Origin of the sequence: Celerinatantimonas yamalensis, assembly GCF_046054155.1 — a bacterium.
GTDB lineage: Bacteria > Pseudomonadota > Gammaproteobacteria > Enterobacterales > Celerinatantimonadaceae > Celerinatantimonas > Celerinatantimonas yamalensis.
The window spans coordinates 493423-510901 of the sequence record NZ_JBEQCT010000001.1; the positions used below are offsets into that span (position 1 = coordinate 493423).

Annotated in this window: 12 protein-coding genes and 4 tRNA genes; 8 read left to right on the top strand and 8 right to left on the bottom strand. The window is 43.9% G+C overall.

All coding sequences use genetic code 11. From position 1 onward, the window contains the following. Positions 1-3 precede the first annotated feature (3 nt). A complete protein-coding gene (gene dnaX / locus ABUE30_RS02440; protein WP_408622083.1) occupies positions 4-2148 on the top strand; it encodes a DNA polymerase III subunit gamma/tau in 2145 nt (714 codons plus the stop codon). 67 nt (positions 2149-2215) lie between these two features. After that, entirely contained in the window at positions 2216-2542 is a 327-nt protein-coding gene (locus tag ABUE30_RS02445) for a YbaB/EbfC family nucleoid-associated protein (protein WP_408622084.1), read from the top strand. A gap of 54 nt (positions 2543-2596) precedes the next feature. Here ABUE30_RS02445 and ABUE30_RS02450 read toward each other — a convergent pair whose 3' ends face one another. Genes ABUE30_RS02450 through nagB form a run of 3 tightly spaced genes read right to left on the bottom strand, consistent with a single transcriptional unit; the run spans position 2597 to position 5743 of the window. Then, the gene (locus ABUE30_RS02450) at positions 2597-3823 is read right to left on the bottom strand and encodes an ROK family protein (RefSeq protein ID WP_408622085.1); all 1227 of its coding nucleotides are present in this window, start codon (positions 3821-3823) and stop codon (positions 2597-2599) included. Continuing rightward, positions 3798-4937, bottom strand: a complete 1140-nt coding sequence (gene nagA, locus ABUE30_RS02455; RefSeq protein WP_408622086.1) for an N-acetylglucosamine-6-phosphate deacetylase — start codon at positions 4935-4937, stop codon at positions 3798-3800. The genes ABUE30_RS02450 and nagA overlap by 26 nt, the downstream gene beginning before the upstream one ends. Beyond that, positions 4934-5743 carry a glucosamine-6-phosphate deaminase gene (nagB, locus tag ABUE30_RS02460; protein ID WP_408622087.1) on the bottom strand — a complete coding sequence of 270 codons (810 nt, stop codon included), beginning with the start codon at positions 5741-5743 and terminating at the stop codon, positions 4934-4936. The genes nagA and nagB overlap by 4 nt, the downstream gene beginning before the upstream one ends. Positions 5744-5992: 249 nt before the next feature. Between nagB and nagE the strand changes: the two genes are divergently transcribed. From nagE to msrA, 3 genes are all read left to right on the top strand, one after another. Further along, positions 5993-7375 (top strand): N-acetylglucosamine-specific PTS transporter subunit IIBC, encoded by a 1383-nt coding sequence (gene nagE / locus ABUE30_RS02465; protein ID WP_408622520.1) that lies wholly within the window; start codon positions 5993-5995, stop codon positions 7373-7375. A 202-nt stretch (positions 7376-7577) separates the two neighbouring features. Further along, entirely contained in the window at positions 7578-9245 is a 1668-nt protein-coding gene (glnS, locus tag ABUE30_RS02470; RefSeq protein WP_408622088.1) for a glutamine--tRNA ligase, read from the top strand. A 227-nt stretch (positions 9246-9472) separates the two neighbouring features. Continuing rightward, positions 9473-10093 carry a peptide-methionine (S)-S-oxide reductase MsrA gene (gene msrA, locus ABUE30_RS02475; protein WP_408622521.1) on the top strand — a complete coding sequence of 207 codons (621 nt, stop codon included), beginning with the start codon at positions 9473-9475 and terminating at the stop codon, positions 10091-10093. A 60-nt stretch (positions 10094-10153) separates the two neighbouring features. Here the strand turns inward: msrA and ABUE30_RS02480 are convergent, their stop codons facing one another. From ABUE30_RS02480 to ABUE30_RS02500, 5 genes are all read right to left on the bottom strand, one after another. Further along, positions 10154-10783, bottom strand: a complete 630-nt coding sequence (locus ABUE30_RS02480) for an MBL fold metallo-hydrolase (RefSeq protein ID WP_456298927.1) — start codon at positions 10781-10783, stop codon at positions 10154-10156. A gap of 89 nt (positions 10784-10872) precedes the next feature. Continuing rightward, positions 10873-10949 (bottom strand) — tRNA-Met (locus ABUE30_RS02485). A 25-nt stretch (positions 10950-10974) separates the two neighbouring features. Continuing rightward, a tRNA-Met gene (locus tag ABUE30_RS02490) sits at positions 10975-11051 on the bottom strand. Positions 11052-11074: 23 nt separating this feature from the next. Beyond that, positions 11075-11151 (bottom strand) — tRNA-Met (locus ABUE30_RS02495). A gap of 18 nt (positions 11152-11169) precedes the next feature. Continuing rightward, positions 11170-11246, bottom strand: a tRNA-Met gene (locus tag ABUE30_RS02500). A gap of 161 nt (positions 11247-11407) precedes the next feature. Here ABUE30_RS02500 and rlmKL point away from each other — a divergent pair. The 3 genes from rlmKL to ABUE30_RS02515 all read left to right on the top strand — a co-directional run bounded on the left by rlmKL (position 11408) and on the right by ABUE30_RS02515 (position 17458). Continuing rightward, the gene (rlmKL, locus tag ABUE30_RS02505; protein ID WP_408622089.1) at positions 11408-13525 is read left to right on the top strand and encodes a bifunctional 23S rRNA (guanine(2069)-N(7))-methyltransferase RlmK/23S rRNA (guanine(2445)-N(2))-methyltransferase RlmL; all 2118 of its coding nucleotides are present in this window, start codon (positions 11408-11410) and stop codon (positions 13523-13525) included. Positions 13526-13619: 94 nt separating this feature from the next. Then, on the top strand, positions 13620-15527 hold the full coding sequence (uup, locus tag ABUE30_RS02510; RefSeq protein WP_408622523.1) for an ATP-binding cassette ATPase Uup: 1908 nt from the start codon (positions 13620-13622) through the stop codon (positions 15525-15527). Next, complete coding sequence (locus tag ABUE30_RS02515; RefSeq protein ID WP_408622090.1) at positions 15524-17458, top strand: DUF3466 family protein; 1935 nt, start codon at positions 15524-15526, stop codon at positions 17456-17458. The genes uup and ABUE30_RS02515 overlap by 4 nt, the downstream gene beginning before the upstream one ends. The last annotated feature ends 21 nt before the right edge of the window (positions 17459-17479 follow it).

Below are 17479 nucleotides of genomic sequence, written 5' to 3' on the forward strand. Positions count from 1 at the left end.
GTAATGAGTTATCTGGCTTTAGCTCGAAAATGGCGACCACAAAAATTTGCTGATGTAGTAGGGCAGCGCCATGTGCTCACCGCATTGACTAACTCGCTAGATAAACAAACGCTTCATCATGCTTATCTATTTTCGGGAACGAGAGGAGTGGGTAAAACCACATTGGCGCGCTTGTTTGCGAAAAGCTTAAATTGTGAACAGGGTGTATCGTCACATCCATGTGGTGTATGTAGTAACTGCCAAGCCCTTGAACAGGGACAATTTGTTGACCTTTTAGAAATTGATGCAGCATCTCGCACGAAAGTTGAAGATACTCGAGAGTTGCTTGATAACGTCCAATATCGACCTGCTAGAGGTCGCTATAAAATCTATTTGATTGATGAAGTTCATATGCTCTCGCGGCACTCGTTTAATGCGTTACTAAAAACGCTAGAAGAGCCTCCAGAACATGTGAAGTTCTTACTGGCGACGACCGATCCACAAAAGTTACCTGTAACCGTTTTATCTCGTTGTTTACAGTTTCAACTGACAGCCTTTAGTGAAGATCAAATTGAGCAGCGATTAGTTCATATTTTAGAGGCTGAACATGTTAGCGCTGATAAACGAGCTTTGCAGCAATTAGCCATTGCAGCAAATGGAAGTATGCGTGATGCACTAAGCCTGACAGATCAAGCTTTAGCATTAGGCAATAATAAAATTGCGTATCAGGATGTGATGGAAATGTTGGGGATGCTCGATCCTCATCACATACGTCAGCTACTTTGTCACATTATTGCCGGCGAAATAGCCCCTGCATTTGCTAAAATTGCTGAGCTGAAATTGCTTTCCCCTGATTACCAGCAGTTGCACCACCAACTGGCTCAGTGGCTACACCGCATCGCGCTACAACAACTACTTGAACAAGACCATGATGATGTGGTCAAACAACTTGCCAAAGACAGTGACAGCCAACTTATCCAATTATTATATCAGATAGCGATTAATGGTTATCGGGATTTAGCCTATGCACCATCGCCGCTGAGCGGATTTGAGATGACAGTGATGCGGATGCTGGCATTTCATCCTAAGCCGAATATACCGCTTACTCGAGAGTTAGTTGAATCATCAACCGATGAACATAGCTTCGATAACCGTAGTTCGCCTACTCAGTCATCAGGACTTGAGCCAGTCAGTGGGCCGGATGATTCCGAGCAATTGGCTAGTCAGCTGATGTCAGAACAACAATGGTTGGAACAACAAGCGAGCCAAATGATGGCAGATACTGCATTTGACAGCTCGGATATGGATATGCTCCCATCACCTGCAGAGCCAGAGCCAGAGCCAGAGCCAGAGCCAGAGCCAGAGCCAGAGCCAGAGCCAGAGCCAGAGCCAGAGCCAGAGCCAGAGCTATCGACTGCAGCTTTACTGCGCACTCGAAGCCTGCTTCGCTCACAAGTAAAAAAGCAGGAGGGTGATTCGACAAAAAAGCATAATTTGCCGCGTGAACCGTTCACTGCTCCAACTGAGCGAGAGTTGGGTCAGCCTAAACCGGCTGTCAAAGTGAATGCAGCATACGACGATGATAGTCATTCATCAGCGCCACCGCCTTGGCTTAGAGATGAACCTCCTGTCCCTGTTGAGTCGTTTGAGATGGAACAGACAATGGCTGCAATACCGGAGGCGGATGAGTCACTTGATGTGTATCAAAGTGAGGCTGCGCTTTCTGTACAGGCAGCGCGCCAAGCGAAACTGCAAGAGATGCAGCCGTCTGCTGTTGAATCCGCGAATGTTGAGTTACCGCATCATCACTGGGCGGAAATTCTTAATCGTCTTGATATTGGCCCAAGAGCGCGACAAATTGGTCTAAATGCTGTCTATCGGCTATATCCTCAGCAGTTACAATTAACTGTGAAACCAGCATTTCGACATCTGTTACAACCCGCAATCCAAGAGGAGCTACAACAGGCACTAATTCCCTATAGTCAGGGGCTTGCTATAGCATTTGAGGTCGGCGAAATTAGCGAGGAACAAACACCATTAGAACATCAATATATTTGCCAACAAATCCAGTATAAGGCAGCTAAAATTCGCCTTGAGTGTGACCCAAATATTCAGTTTATTGAACAGCGTTTCGGTGCGATTCTCGATGAACACAGTATTAAATATTGAGCAGGCTTGATTTTTGACTTGAAAATCAGGTTTAATTGCCAACAACGCGATTACAGAGAGAGAGATTATGTTTAAAGGTGGAATGGGTAACCTGATGAAACAAGCGCAGCAGATGCAAGAGCGCATGAAACAGGTTCAAGAAGAGATTGCCAGCATGGAAGTGAATGGTCAATCAGGCGCAGGGCTAGTTAAAATCACAATGACCGGGAATCATAATGTTCGGCGTGTTGAGATAGACCCGAGTTTACTTGAAGACGACAAAGAGATGTTGGAAGATTTAATCGCCGCTGCCATTAATGATGCTAGCCGCCGCGTTGAAGAAACCACGCAAGAAAAAATGGCGGATGTGACCGGTGGTATGCAGTTACCACCTGGGATGAAAATGCCATTCTAAGTCATTTGAAGTTTAAGTAACAAAGCGGGCTTATGGCCCGTTTTGTTTGTTTTGCTAGCTGAGTTGACGGGTGATAAGTTCCATAAGTAACTCGCCATCAAGCATTGCGCGTTTAATTAGAGCCAGCCCGCCTATCGTAGGATGGTTTTGAAAATGAGCCGCTCTCAGCTCAAGTTGTTGATAAAAAGTGGGTAGTGTCTGCTGAGCTAATACTTTTCTTAATTCTGCAAATAAGAGATCACCAGATTGACAAATTTCCCCCGACAATAAGATGACTTGGGGATTGAGCAGATTAACGACCGAAGCGAGCGTTTTGCCTAGCGCCTGCACGGCGTGCTTGACTAGACGTTCACACAGATCATCACCTTCAGCGGCTAATTGATAGATATGCTCAATAGGATCATCGGCTATCAATCGACTACTCACGCCTTGTTGAAGAGAGCGATGTGCTTGGCGAAGTATTGCTGGGTTAGAACAGATGGTTTCTAAGCAACCAATGTGGCCACAATGGCAATGTTCACCAAATGGATCCACCTGAATATGACCAATTTCAGCTAAATCGCGCCGGTCGTGCATAAAAACTTGAGCATTCATGATGATCCCAGCACTTGTCCCTGTATGAATGCTGACTAAAACGCTATCATCGATATTGGTCGCTTGACCAAAATAGTGCTCAGCTAATGCCATGGCTCGCGTATCATTGCCGATAAAAATAGGTAGCTTTAACGCCTCATTGAGATAGGTCTTTAAAGGGACATTGCTTAGCTCATAATAGGGTGCATAACGAATAATTCCGTCACCAGAGGAAACTAATCCAGAAAGGGTCAGTGCTAATGCCATTGGTGCTGAATTTAACGTTTTGATAAACGTTTCTATTAATCCTAGTAACTTAGGCAGCAACTGTGACTCAGGTTGAGCAGGCAGCTGGTAAGCTTGTTTAGCATAGACATAACCTGTTAAGTCATAAACCGCTAAATCGAGATAACCCCGGCCAAGGCGAACACTGATAAACCGAAACGATGTTTCACTCATTAAGGATGTCGCTCGCCTTCCGCCCGTCGATTGTTGTTGCGCAACCTCTCGGATGAGTTTTGCACTTAACAATTGGCGCGTAATTTTAGTAATGCTTGCGGCTGCTAGTTGGCTGAGCTCAGCAATTTGGACGCGAGAGATTGGGCCTTGTTGATCAATAAGTCGATAGACTGCAGCGGTGTTGATCTGTTTAACACGTTCAATATTAACAATATTTTTCATATTATAAAGTGATAAGTTGACCGCCATTCACCACTGCACTGACTTGGTAATGATCATTCAGAATGACCAAATCAGCATAATAATGTTGACGTACTCGGCCAATCATATGATCCATATTTATGGCACGAGCAGGATAGAGTGTTGCCATCCGAAGGGCCTCTAATTGGCTTAGACCAACATTTTGAACGCAGTGGCGAACTGCTTCATTCATTGTTAATGATGAGCCGCCTAGTGTGCCATCGTCTCCGACACAGAGCCCGTCTTCAACACGAATCGTGCGTCCGACAAATTCAAATTGCTCAACGTTTGAATTTGCAGCGGCGGTGGCATCAGTCACCAAATAGAGGTGTTCACCGAGTTGACGTTTAGCTATACGAACACTGGCAAAATCCATATGCAAGCCATCGACAATAATCCCAGCATAGACGTCATCACTGTCAAAAATAGCGCCAAGAACGCCTAAATCACGACCTTTTAAGCCGCTCATTGCGTTATATATGTGGGTGGCATAACCTGCGCCAGCATTAAAAGCTGCTTTGGTCTTCTCATAACTGCCATTTGAATGACCGACTGACACTCTGATGCCGCTGCTTGCCAATTGCTGAATCTGTTCTGGCATCACATTTTCAGGCGCAATAGTTAACATAGCAATCTGCGCGCGATGTTGCAGTAAATGCTCGATATCGGCTTGGGTCAAGGGACGAATAAATGCTTCAGTATGGATACCTTTCTTTGCCTTGGAGATGAAAGGGCCTTCTAAATGAAGTCCTGGCATACGCATTGGATAACGCTGTTGATACTCTTTGCTAACCGCTAAGGCGTGGTCCATCTCATCACAAGAAGAGGTCACCAGCGTTGGTAAAAAGGTTGTTGTACCACTTCGAATATTTGCTTGATGCATGATATCCAGTGTTTGCTCACTGATCGCACCGTTAAACATTACTCCGCCACAACCATTGAGCTGTAAATCGATAAATCCAGCACTAATTAAACACCCTGAAAAATCATGGACAGGAAGGCTTGGGTCGACCTGCGACTGTTCGACGATGGCATGAATATGCTCACCTTTAATAATGAGCGCATGGTTTTCCAGTATTTCTGAACCCGTAAAAATGCGGGCACCTGTGAGTGAGTAACTCATAATGTAGCCTTGAATGAAGCAATGTTTTCAGCCTCAAGTTGTTGAAAATATTTAACTGTTTTTACTTTTAATTCATCACGAGCTGGTGCATCACAGACCATCATACACTTAGGGTGTAATTGCATTGCTGAGATCGTCCACAAATGATTCACGCATCCCTCGACGGCCGCCTGCAGAGCTTGGGCCTTATGTCCACCATCAACCAACACCAATACCTCTTCAGCATCAAGTACTGTGCCAACACCGACGGTTAAAGCCATGTGAGGGACTTCATCAATGCTATCGAAAAAACGGGCATTCGCTTCGCGAGTTTCACGAGTTAACGTTTTGATTCGCGTGCGAGAGGCTAATGATGAACCTGGCTCATTGAATGCAATATGTCCATCAATTCCAACGCCGCCCATGAACAAGTTAATTTTACCATGTTGACGAATTTTTTCTTCGTAGTCTTGGCACTCCTGTTCAAGATCTTTAGCATTGCCATTGAGTAAATTGATGTTCTCGAACTGAATATCCACGTGGTCAAAAAAGTTTTCAAACATGAAGTGACGATAGCTTTGCGGGTGATCGGCAGGTAGCCCGACATACTCATCCATATTAAATGTGATGACATGCTTAAAACTGATACGGCCTGCTTGATAAAGACGCACTAACTCTCGGTATGTATTTAAAGGGCTGCTTCCAGTTGGACAACCCAATATAAAAGGGCGTTCCTGGGTAGGGGCAAAGCGATTGATCGAATCGACGATGTAATGAGCCGCCCATTGGCCTACTTGCTGTGGTGAGTCGAGAGGAATAAGACGCATATATTATATCTCCAGTCATGAGTATTTATTAAACATCTATCATAACAACTTATTTTTCGTTTAAAAATAAGTTTTATTAAATATAGTTCATATGCTATAAAAATAGCGAATTGACGCATATTTGATGACTTTTTAGACATCTGAATAGATGTTGTGTCATTAAAAATTTACAAAAAAAATTAAGTTCCACTGTCTCGCCGACAGATCTTAAGCAACACAATTGATAACACAGGAGTATTTTCATTGAATATATTAGGTTCATGTCAAAAGCTAGGACGTGCTTTGATGTTGCCCATTGCGGTGATGCCAGTTGCTGCTTTGTTGCTGCGTATTGGTCAACCTGATTTGGCAAACATAGCCTTCATGGCTCAGGCGGGTAATGCGATTTTTGGTCATCTCGCTTTACTCTTTGCTATCGGGGTTGCGGTTGGTTTGTCCCGTGATAATGCCGGTGCTGCAGGACTTGCAGGGGCGGTATCTTACCTTGTTCTTACCGAATCACTTAAAACACTTAATGCTGATCTGAACCTCCAAGTGTTAGGTGGGATTATCTCAGGTATCGTCGCTGGGCTTAGTTATAACCGCTTTTTTAATATTAAATTGCCCGAATTTTTGGGATTTTTTGGTGGCAAGCGATTTGTCCCAATTTTTTCTGGGATTATGAGCTTACTTTTAGCTTTGTTGTTCAGTGTTATTTGGCCTCCGATTCAAGTTGCGATTAATTCGCTAGGTAACTGGATGGTACATGCGGGCGATATCGGTGGATTTGTATTTGGCTTCTTAAACCGGTTGTTGTTGCCATTTGGTCTTCACCATATTTTAAACACTACCGCATGGTTTGTGTTTGGCCAATATGAACATCTCGATGCGGCGGGTAAAATGGTCACTGCAACGGGCGATTTAAATCGCTTTTTTGCGGGTGATCCGAATGCTGGGTTATTTATGACTGGGTTTTATCCGGTCATGATGTTTGGTCTTCCAGCTGCCGCAGCCGCTATGTATACCACCGCTAAATCAGAAAATCGCCGAAAAGTGGCGGGGTTATTGTTTGGTGTCGCATTAACTTCATTTTTAACTGGGATTACCGAACCGATTGAGTTCATGTTTATGTTCTTGGCACCTGGCTTATATCTCATTCATGCGATTTTAACGGGGTGTTCATTAGCGCTTTGTGCCGCCCTTGGAATCCATGATGGATTCGGTTTCTCTGCTGGGCTATTTGACTATGTGTTGAACTGGGGGCTTGCAACTAAGCCGGTATTGTTATTACCCATTGGCGCTGCTTATGCCGTGATCTACTATGTCTTGTTTGTTTTTGTGATCCGTAAGTTTGATCTCAAAACGCCGGGGCGTGAAGATGATGAGTCATCTAGTGGTGATCATGTCGCTGTGGTAAGCGGTGATATTGCTCAAGGTTATTTAGACGCACTAGGCGGAGCGGCTAACTTAGTCAGTATTGATGCCTGTATTACGCGTTTACGTCTAGAAATGGTTGATCGTAGTAAGGTTGATGAGGCGGCGCTTAAATTGCTTGGCGCTAAAGGTGTGGTGAAATTAGGCGATCAAAACTTGCAGGTCGTGATTGGGCCTCAAGCTGAAATTATTGCCGATGAGCTAAAATCACTTAAATAGTATGCGTTATGGATATGTCTGAATAGATAAGGCGGCTCTATTAAGAGCCGCTTTTGTCTATTTGATAGTCGAATAAATCACCAAATTGACCAGCAACCCTTCAGTTAATTCACTAGAGTGCTTTCAGGGCTTGTAGTTCTCTTTGAGATTAGCGATGATATTCGGCTATTCGAGGATGAATAAACACTATAGGTGAACAGCGATGAGTGAGGCAGTATCACGGCCGAGCAATTTTATCCGTCAGATTATTGATGATGATTTGAAGGCTGGCCGACATACGACGATCCATACTCGGTTCCCACCGGAACCAAACGGCTTTTTACATATTGGCCATGCCAAGTCGATATGTCTTAACTTTGGGGTAGCTCAAGATTATCAAGGGCAATGTAATTTACGCTTTGATGATACCAATCCTGAAAAGGAAAATATCGATTATGTGAAGTCGATTCAAGATGATGTGAAATGGCTTGGATTCCAATGGAGTGGTGATATTCGCTATTCGTCCAACTATTTTGATCAGTTGTATCAATTTGCCGTTGAACTCATTGAACAAGGCAATGCATATGTCGACTTTTTAACCCCAGAAGAGATTCGTCAATATCGCGGGACACTGACTGAAGCGGGTAAGCCAAGTCCATATCGAGATACCTCGGTTACGGATAACTTAGCTGCGTTTGAGAAAATGCGTAGTGGTGAATATGCTGAAAGCAGTGCATGTCTGCGCGCTAAAATTGATATGGGGTCTCCATTTATGGTACTGCGTGATCCAGTTTTATATCGGATCCGTTTTGCCCACCATCATCAAAGTGGCGATAAATGGTGTATCTATCCGATGTACGACTTCACTCATTGTATTTCAGATGCGCTGGAAGGTATCACTCATTCGCTGTGTACATTAGAGTTTCAAGATAACCGTCGATTGTATGATTGGGTATTGGATAACTTGGCGATTGACTGGCAACCTCGTCCTCATCAATATGAATTTTCACGGTTAAATTTAGAATACACCGTGACTTCTAAGCGTAAATTGAATTTGTTGGTGGCTGATCATTACGTTAACGGTTGGGATGATCCACGGATGCCAACTCTTGCTGGTATGCGTCGACGTGGGTATAGCGCATTTTCAATTCGTGATTTTTGCCAGCGTATTGGTGTTACAAAGCAAGAAAACATGGTTGAAATGGCTATGCTTGAAGCGTGTGTTCGGGAAGATTTGAATACTCATGCACCGCGAGCAATGGCGGTATTGGATCCCGTTCGTTTAGTGATTGAAAATTATCCAAGCGATCAGCAAGAGTTGATCCAAGCGCCCGTACATCCGCAAAATGAAGAAATGGGTGTCCGTGATGTCACTTTTTCTAAAGAACTTTGGATTGAACGTGAAGATTTCCGTGAAGAAGCGAACAAAAAATACAAACGTTTAGTACTCGGTAAAGAAGTCCGTCTACGTAATGCTTATGTAGTTAAAGCTGAGCGGGTAGAAAAAGATGAACAGGGTCAAATAACAACTATTTATTGTAGTTATGACCCAGAGACATTAGGCAATTCACCGGAAGGTCGCAAAGTGAAAGGGGTTATTCATTGGGTGAGCATAGCCACTGCGTTACCCGCTGAATTTCGTATTTATGATCGTCTCTTTAAGGTGGCCAATCCAGCAGCGGAAGAAGATTTCGTTGCAGCCATTAATCCTGAATCATTGACAATTCAACATGGGTTTGTTGAAGCTGGCCTCACACAGGCTATTGTGGGACAAGGGTATCAGTTTGAGCGTCAAGGATACTTTTGCGCAGATCTTGACTCCAAGGCAACAAGTTTAGTCTTTAACCGGACAGTCGGTCTGCGCGATACGTGGGCTAACGCTGGCGAATAGGTAAGCGAGAAGCAATGGTTAGGCGATATAAAGGCACCGTCGAGGTGCCTTTTGTTTTGATATGACACAATAACTATCAAGCGAATCAATGTTCTTTTTTGAATAATGATTCAAAAAGGAACATTGATATTGACTCATTTATAGAGTTATAAGCTATGATAACGCAACTGAGTTTAAGAAAGTTCAGCGAAATCGCTAGAGGAGGCACAGTGGTTGATAAATCTGTAATGGTGAAACCTGAAGAGGCCCTAGTAGGGCGTGAAGAACAGATGATGGTTTCAGGCGAACACTTTGTTCACCATACGTCCTATTTAAGACCATTTGATAAGTCGATGGAAGTCGTTTATTTCGGCTTAGGGTGTTTTTGGGGAGCCGAACGGCTATTTTGGCAACAGCATGGGGTTGTGGCGACAGCGGTCGGTTATGCGGGCGGATACACTCCCAACCCAACCTATGAAGAAGTATGCACGGGTCATACAGGTCATGCTGAAGTCGTATTAGTCGTTTTTGATCCCGTTAGCACTAGCTATGAACGTTTATTGAAGGTGTTTTTTGAAAGTCATGATCCGACCCAAGGTATGCGTCAAGGTGGTGATATTGGTACTCAGTATCGGTCTTTGCTTCTGACAACTAATCCTTATCAACATCGTATTGCAGAGCGAGCCTTAGAAAATTATCAGCAAGCTTTAATTCAAGGCGGGCAATCGATGATTACGACCGAAATCCTTCCAGCCGATGAATTTTATTATGCAGAAGAGTATCACCAACAATATCTCGCGAAAAATCCAGAAGGATATTGTGGGATAGGGGGAACAGGTATCTGTATGCCCCCGATGTTGCAGAGTTAATCATTTCGGTTCATTTTATTGTAAAAAGCCAGTGTGCTTATCCACTGGCTTTTTTATATTTTACTGAATAAATGGGTTATGAGCACGCTCATCGCCGATTGTAGATGTGGGACCATGTCCGGGAATAAATAGGTAATCGTCATCAAGGACAAGTAATTCTTTGCGAATGGATTGGATCAAGTCTTCAAAACTTCCTTTGGGAAAATCGGTGCGGCCAATAGAACGATGAAATAAGACATCACCCACCCATGCAAGGTGCTGTTGATGGTCGATAAAAACGACATGTCCAGGCGTGTGGCCAGCACAAACCCGCACGTCGAGTTCAACCAAACCGATAGTGACTTTTTCGCCTTGCGATAACCATTTGTCAGGTATAAATGTCGCGACAGGCTCAAAGCCAAACATCTGACATTGTTGCTGAAGATTATCAAACCAAAATTTGTCAGCTAAGTGTGGGCCCCAAATTGGGACATTGTAGTGTTGAGCTAACACCTTCGCGACACCAACATGGTCTAAATGGCCATGGGTGAGTAAGATGTAAGTCAATTCAACGTTTTGGTTTTTGACGGCGGCGATCAGCTTGTCGGCATCCCCACCTGGATCAATAAGTGCGGCCTGACGAGTTTTATCACACCAAATTAATGAACAATTTTGAGCAAAGGGTGTTACGGGAATTATTTGATAAGACATAATCACATTATTTCAAATAGCTAATAGTGATTAGTGTACCTGATGGAGAGAGAAGTCCCAATGACTTAAGAAAGCAATTGATAATGAATTGGTTGCGGGAGCTGGATTTGAACCAACGACCTTCGGGTTATGAGCCCGACGAGCTACCAGACTGCTCCATCCCGCGACAATAAATGATTGATACTTGTTGTTGGTTGCGGGGGCTGGATTTGAACCAACGACCTTCGGGTTATGAGCCCGACGAGCTACCAGACTGCTCCACCCCGCGACAGATATACTAGATGATTCAATTGGTTGCGGGAGCTGGATTTGAACCAACGACCTTCGGGTTATGAGCCCGACGAGCTACCAGACTGCTCCATCCCGCGACAACTGAACTATCGAATTGGTTGCGGGGGCTGGATTTGAACCAACGACCTTCGGGTTATGAGCCCGACGAGCTACCAGACTGCTCCACCCCGCGTCCGATGAAGCGCATAATAGGGAAGATGGTTTTTAAATGCAAGAGGAATTCCAATATTTCAATTTAACCGCTTATTTTACGATCAATTTTGGAAAAACTACGGTTAAAGCGCAAAGCGAGCTATAATAGCTCCCTATTTTTGAGTAAAGATTTGAGAGCATATGGCAGAGTATTTTGCATCAGCAGCCAGAGGGTTGGAGCAGCTTGTTGAGGCTGAGTTGCGGACATTTGGTATCACCGAATTAAAAATTAGCGGCACAGGTGTTCAATTTGAAGCCAGTGAAGAACAGGCATATCGCTGCTGCCTCTGGAGCCGTTATGCATCGCGAATTATGCGGCAGTTAAGTAGCTTTGCTCTGCATGATGCGATGGATCTTTATCTCGCGGCTAACTATATTCATTGGGAAGAGTGGTTTACACCTGAACAGTTGTTCTTAGTGCACTGCTCGGGGACCAATGAAGTCATTAATAACAGCCAATTTGGCGCATTAAAAGTGAAAGATGCCATTGTTGATCGCTTTAATAGCAAATGCGGCAAGCGTCCCAATGTTGATAGACAAAATGCAGATGTGCGCATTGTTTTGCATATTCACCGCGATCAGGGGGCGTTGTTTCTTGATTTAGTGGGTGAGCCATTGCATCAGCGTGGTTATCGTGATGTGCAGGGGGTTGCACCTATTAAAGAAAACTTAGCGGCGGCTATTGTTCAACGAGCTAACTGGCAAGATGGACCGTTAATTGACCCCATGTGTGGTTCAGGCACACTACTGATTGAAGCTCTATTGCAAAAAGCAGATATTGCCCCCGGTTTTTACCGAGAACATTATTTGCTAGAAAACCTCCAATCTTTTACTGCATCGGTCTGGCAACCATTATGCCAGGAAGTGAATGCGCGAGCAGAAGCGGGGAAGGCTGCCTGCCAAGTACAATTATTTGGCTATGACATTGACCCGATGATGGTGAAAATGGCACGGCGAAATGTGCAAAATGCTGGCCTTGCCAAATGGATCACAATTGAGCAAGGTGATGCACAAGTACTGCAAAACCCAGTACCAGATTCTCCGGCTGGACTCATTTTATCTAACCCACCTTATGGTGAGCGATTAGAGGAAGTACCAGCACTTACGAGTTTATTTAGTGCTCTTGGTCAGCAGTTAAAATCGCAATTTCCGAGTTGGCGGGTGGCTCTATTATCATCCGCAGTTGAGCTTTTAGATTATTTGCGGCTACGCTCTGATAAACAATATAAGTTTGCTAATGGTCCGCTTGACTGTACCTTGAAGCTTTATCAGTTAAGCGATACACCGGTAGTGGTCACTGAGCAGCGCTATGCACAGGACTTTATTAACCGACTACAAAAAAATCAAAAACGTCTGAGCAAATGGCTTAAGCGTGAGCAACTTGAATGTTATCGGCTCTATGATGCTGATTTGCCTGAATATAATATGGCGGTCGATTGCTATCAAAATTATTGGGTGATCCAAGAGTATCGCGCACCAAAAACAATTGATGCTAAAAAAGCCAGTCAGCGATTATTCGATGCTGTAACTGGTATTGTGGCGAGTGGCTTGGCTGATGCTGATAAAGTGATTGTTAAAAAGCGTGAACGTCAGCAGGGGCGCAATCAATATCAAAAAATCGATGAGCAGAAGAACCGATTAGTTATACAAGAGTATGGTGCGCAGCTGTATGTTAATTTGCGTGACTACTTAGACACTGGGTTATTTTTAGATCATCGTAATATGCGTCGCTGGTTAGCTGAGCATAGCCAAGGTAAGCGTGTCTTAAATTTGTTTGCTTATACCGGTAGCGCTAGTGTTCATGCTGCATTAGGTGGTGCGAGCCGAGTGACGACTGTGGATATGTCGAAAACCTATCTGAATTGGGCAATGGACAATTTTCGACTCAATCACTTAACCATTAGCCAACATGAATTTGTGCGCGCAGATTGCTTAAAATGGCTCGAGCAAGATGATCCACGGCAATACGATTTGATCTTTTTGGACCCGCCAACCTTCTCCAATTCGAAAAAAATGGAAGGAGTATTTGACGTACAGCGAGATCACGTCACACTCATTGGTCAAGCCATGAAGCGGCTTAGTGAAGATGGGACGCTCGTATTTTCCAATAATAAACGACAATTCAAGCTTGATGAGCAGGCCTTAACAACAGCCGGTTTTCAATGGCAAAATATGTCTGCACAATCATTGCCTGAGGATTTTGCCCGTAATAAGGCGATCCACCAATGTTGGTTAATTCGCCATATTCAGGCACAATGATGCTCGTTGTGACGTCTTTGCTGGATCACTTATTTCGTTGAAACGTGAAGTGTTGCTCGCATTATTTAAATCGTTCTATTAAGAGAAGAAGTCGATAGTGTTAATCAATTTACAGGACGCCATGTTGGCCTATGGCGACCATCCGTTATTAAATCAAGCCAACTTACAAATTCATCGTCAAGAACGAGTCTGTTTGGTGGGGCGTAATGGCGCTGGGAAAAGTACTCTATTAAAAGTATTAGCAGGGGACATATTGCTCGATTCAGGGCAACGTCAGGTAATTAGTGATGTTGTCATTGCGCGTTTGCAGCAAGATCCACCAGCGGCTGCCGATATGACCGTTTATGATTATGTAGCCAGTGGAAATAGCGAATTAGGGGCTATGTTGGCTCAGTATTATCAGTTGAGTGAGCAAGCAGCTGTTGATTGTAGTGAGCGTACGCTTAATCAGCTTGCGCAATTGCAAGAGCGGATCGAAGCCCAAGATGGTTGGAGTTTTGACTCGCAAATTAATCGCGCGATATCGTGGCTTGGATTAACGGCAGAACAATCTTTAGAAGGGTTATCGGGCGGTTGGCTGCGTAAGGTCGCTCTCGCTCAGGCGCTCGCAAATCAGCCTGATTTATTGCTCCTTGATGAGCCGACTAACCATCTGGATATTGATACGATCCGCTGGCTCGAAGAATTTTTACTGAATTTTTCTGGTACCATCGTTTTTATCAGTCATGACCGAGCCTTTATTCATAAACTTGCGACTCGCATTGTTGATATCGATCGTGGTGTGTTGACTTCTTGGCCAGGAAATTATCAGCAATATTTGGAAGGCAAAGCTGAGTGGTTACGGGTTGAAGAAGAAAAAAATGCTTTATTTGATAAACGACTAGCCGAAGAAGAAACCTGGATACGTCAAGGGATCAAAGCGCGTCGAACTCGCAATGAAGGGCGAGTTCGAGCTCTAAAAGCACTCCGTGAAGAACGGCAAAATCGTGTTGAGCGTCAAGGTGTATCACAAATGCAACTTGATGATGGTTCACGTTCTGGCAAACTTGTGTTTGAAGCTGAGCATTTAGGGTATGAGTGGGGCGATAAGCCCATTATCAACGATTTTAGTTTTCAAGTGCAGCGGGGCGATAAGATTGCATTGGTCGGACCCAATGGGATTGGTAAGTCGACATTACTGAAGTTATTTCTTGGTGATCTTCAGCCAACCCGTGGGACACTGCATACTGGCACAAAACTGGAAGTTGCTTATTTTGATCAATATCGACAAACACTTGATCCTGAAGCAACGGTGATGGATAACGTCGCTGACGGCAAGCAGGAAGTCACCGTGAATGGCAAAAGTCGTCATGTGATGGGGTATTTGCAAGATTTCCTATTTCCGCCTAAACGTGCGTTTACACCGGTCAAGGCCCTCTCCGGTGGTGAAAAAAACCGCTTATTATTGGCTCGCTTATTCCTGAAACCGACCAATCTTCTGGTGCTTGATGAACCAACTAACGATCTGGATGTCGAAACGTTGGAACTTCTCGAAGATCTGATCGCAAGTTATCAAGGGACGTTATTTATTGTCAGCCATGATCGCGCTTTCATTGATAATACAGCGACACAAGTTTGGTATTTTACCGGAGAGGGTGAAATTGAAACCGCAGTAGGTGGCTATGACGACCTGCAACGTCAGTTAGAGCGTCAGCAACGTGATCAGCGGTACAATCAGCCTGATGAACAGGTTAGTGACAAACCTATTGACAAAAAAGGTCGGGAGTCAAACCAAAAAAAATTATCATATAAGTTACAACGAGAGCTCGATGAGCTGCCAGAGAAAATTGCACAGGCAGAACTTGAGCTGCAAACCCTCCAGGAACAAGTGAACCAGCCGGAATTTTTTGCGCAGGATGCGCAGGCAACACAACCGGTTTTGGACCAATTGAATGCTGCTGAAGCGGCACTGGAGACACTGTTCAACTATTGGGAAGAATTGGAAGAATTAAAAACGCAATGAAATTAAAAAAATTAGTGCGCTATTTATCGCTAACCACATCATTACTGGCGGGGAGCAGCTATGCTGACGTATCGCCTTATTTCACGGTGCAAGAGGTTGGGGTCAATCAAACTGGCGTGTTAAAGCGCGCTCAGCGTGAGATTACTTCTGCCGCTATGAGCCAAAATGGTGATTGGATAGCTGCCAATGCTCAGTTTACTCGAATGCCCTTTGACGTATATGATATTAATCAACCATTCACCTTTGGCTATGGCTGCCAGTATTCAACATATATCTGTTCTTTAGCTTGGGAAGGCTCACAAACCAACGGTGTTGATAATGGTGACGGTTTTTATGATTATCGTACCAGTTTAGCATCGGCTTTTAATGGTGGTAGTTATACGAGTTATTTTCTCTCGATGGTCAATGCGTCAACGAGCTTAAGCTCTGCTACAGCAACCCCCTCAAGTAGTTTCACCAATGTGAGTTCACTCGGCTCTAGTTTATTGTCGAAGTTTTATGCTTTTGATACGAGTTCGGCTAATACACACGATACTCATATTACCAGTATGACCGCTGACAAAGAAACGATTGGTGGTATTTCTGCCTATTGGGTGACTGGTTACGATTCATCTCCTAGTGATTCAACGATGCAGATTGGTTTTGTTGAAAGTCTTGATGGTAGCTACCGAATTTCCTTGACACCATATTATACTTCAACAAATGGTGGTGTTTCTGCAGGTTATACGTTCGGTCATGACAGTTCAAATAATCTCTATGTGGCTGGACTTTCAAGTACAGAATTGGTGACAACCTCATCGAGCAATAACTTCTCTTATTGCTATAAAGATGGTGATTCGACAAGTTCTAACTCTGGTTATTATCAGTATTGCTCAGGGTTTAAAACGCAGGCTGAAATTTGGCCGTTAGGTAATATTTCGTTCTCATCAAATGAAGCGAATGTTAGCGGTACACGATTGAGTTCTGACTGGCTTAATAATAAGTCTAATACTAACTACGCAGCCGGCGCATTAGGGATGAACAATGAAGGAACTATTGCCGGTTACAGCGGTTATTCCGATAGTAGTTCGACGTTAGGTACGCGTGCCCGTGCAGTGCTATATACTTATGATGGTTCAACGCCAACGCGTTATATCATGAGTGGTACTGACTTAATTGGTGCTGATAACGATGATAATATTCGCGATCAGTGGGCTGTGGATATTACCGATCCAATCAATAATCAGGTTTATGTGGTTGGTAATGAACGATATACATCAAGTAAAGCGTCTTCAGCTCATAACCAAGCAGTGAATTTCTTTATTAGCCAGTTAAGTAATACAACTAATGGTATTCCGAACTCTGGGGTAGGAACTGTTCAATGGCCTTTAAAAGATAATCCATTTACTGGAGCCAGTAATCAGGTTAATGCGATCGATCACAGCACTGGATTAGCCGTGGGTTGGCGCGATGCAAGCTCGGAAACTCAAACCGCTTATCAAGGTATTCGCCGTGAACATGTTGCATTCTTGTTTGATGTACCAAGTTATATGAGTGATACTAGTAATCCAGATAGCTACGAGTGGTCTTTGAATAGTTTGACCTGCTATGAGTCTGGGACAACTGCTACTCGACCGTTTTATCGAATTGAGCATGCAAATTCGATTCACTCTGATGGTTCGAATCTGTATGTATTAGCTTCAGGTTATAAATATGCATCGAAGGCTGACTATGTCGATAAACTAGATCCAACACCTGTAATCTTGAAATTAACACACAGTGGTATCAGTGCTCCAGTGAATAGTGCTTTGTCATCGTGTCCGGATTACAGCGCAACGGAGAGTAAATATAGTCGTAAAGGCGCTGATAGCGTTTGGTTAACATTGTTATTGATTCCGGTTATTTTTGTGAGAGTGTTCACAAAACGAGCAAAAGAAAATGAGCTGTCATGAAAGGATCAATAAGTTAGTTTA

Bases quoted from the DNA above. Each gene is read 5' to 3' on its own strand.
- nagB (WP_408622087.1), bottom strand. From the start codon at position 5,743: ATGCGTCTTATTCCTCTCGACTCACCACAGCAAGTAGGCCAATGGGCG.
- rlmKL (WP_408622089.1), top strand. From the start codon at position 11,408: ATGGCAGAGTATTTTGCATCAGCAGCCAGAGGGTTGGAGCAGCTTGTT.
- nagA (WP_408622086.1), bottom strand. From the start codon at position 4,937: ATGAGTTACTCACTCACAGGTGCCCGCATTTTTACGGGTTCAGAAATA.
- ABUE30_RS02480 (WP_456298927.1), bottom strand. From the start codon at position 10,783: ATGTCTTATCAAATAATTCCCGTAACACCCTTTGCTCAAAATTGTTCA.
- ABUE30_RS02515 (WP_408622090.1), top strand. From the start codon at position 15,524: ATGAAATTAAAAAAATTAGTGCGCTATTTATCGCTAACCACATCATTA.
- msrA (WP_408622521.1), top strand. From the start codon at position 9,473: ATGGTGAAACCTGAAGAGGCCCTAGTAGGGCGTGAAGAACAGATGATG.
- ABUE30_RS02450 (WP_408622085.1), bottom strand. From the start codon at position 3,823: ATGGCGGTCAACTTATCACTTTATAATATGAAAAATATTGTTAATATT.
- glnS (WP_408622088.1), top strand. From the start codon at position 7,578: ATGAGTGAGGCAGTATCACGGCCGAGCAATTTTATCCGTCAGATTATT.
- ABUE30_RS02445 (WP_408622084.1), top strand. From the start codon at position 2,216: ATGTTTAAAGGTGGAATGGGTAACCTGATGAAACAAGCGCAGCAGATG.
- dnaX (WP_408622083.1), top strand. From the start codon at position 4: ATGAGTTATCTGGCTTTAGCTCGAAAATGGCGACCACAAAAATTTGCT.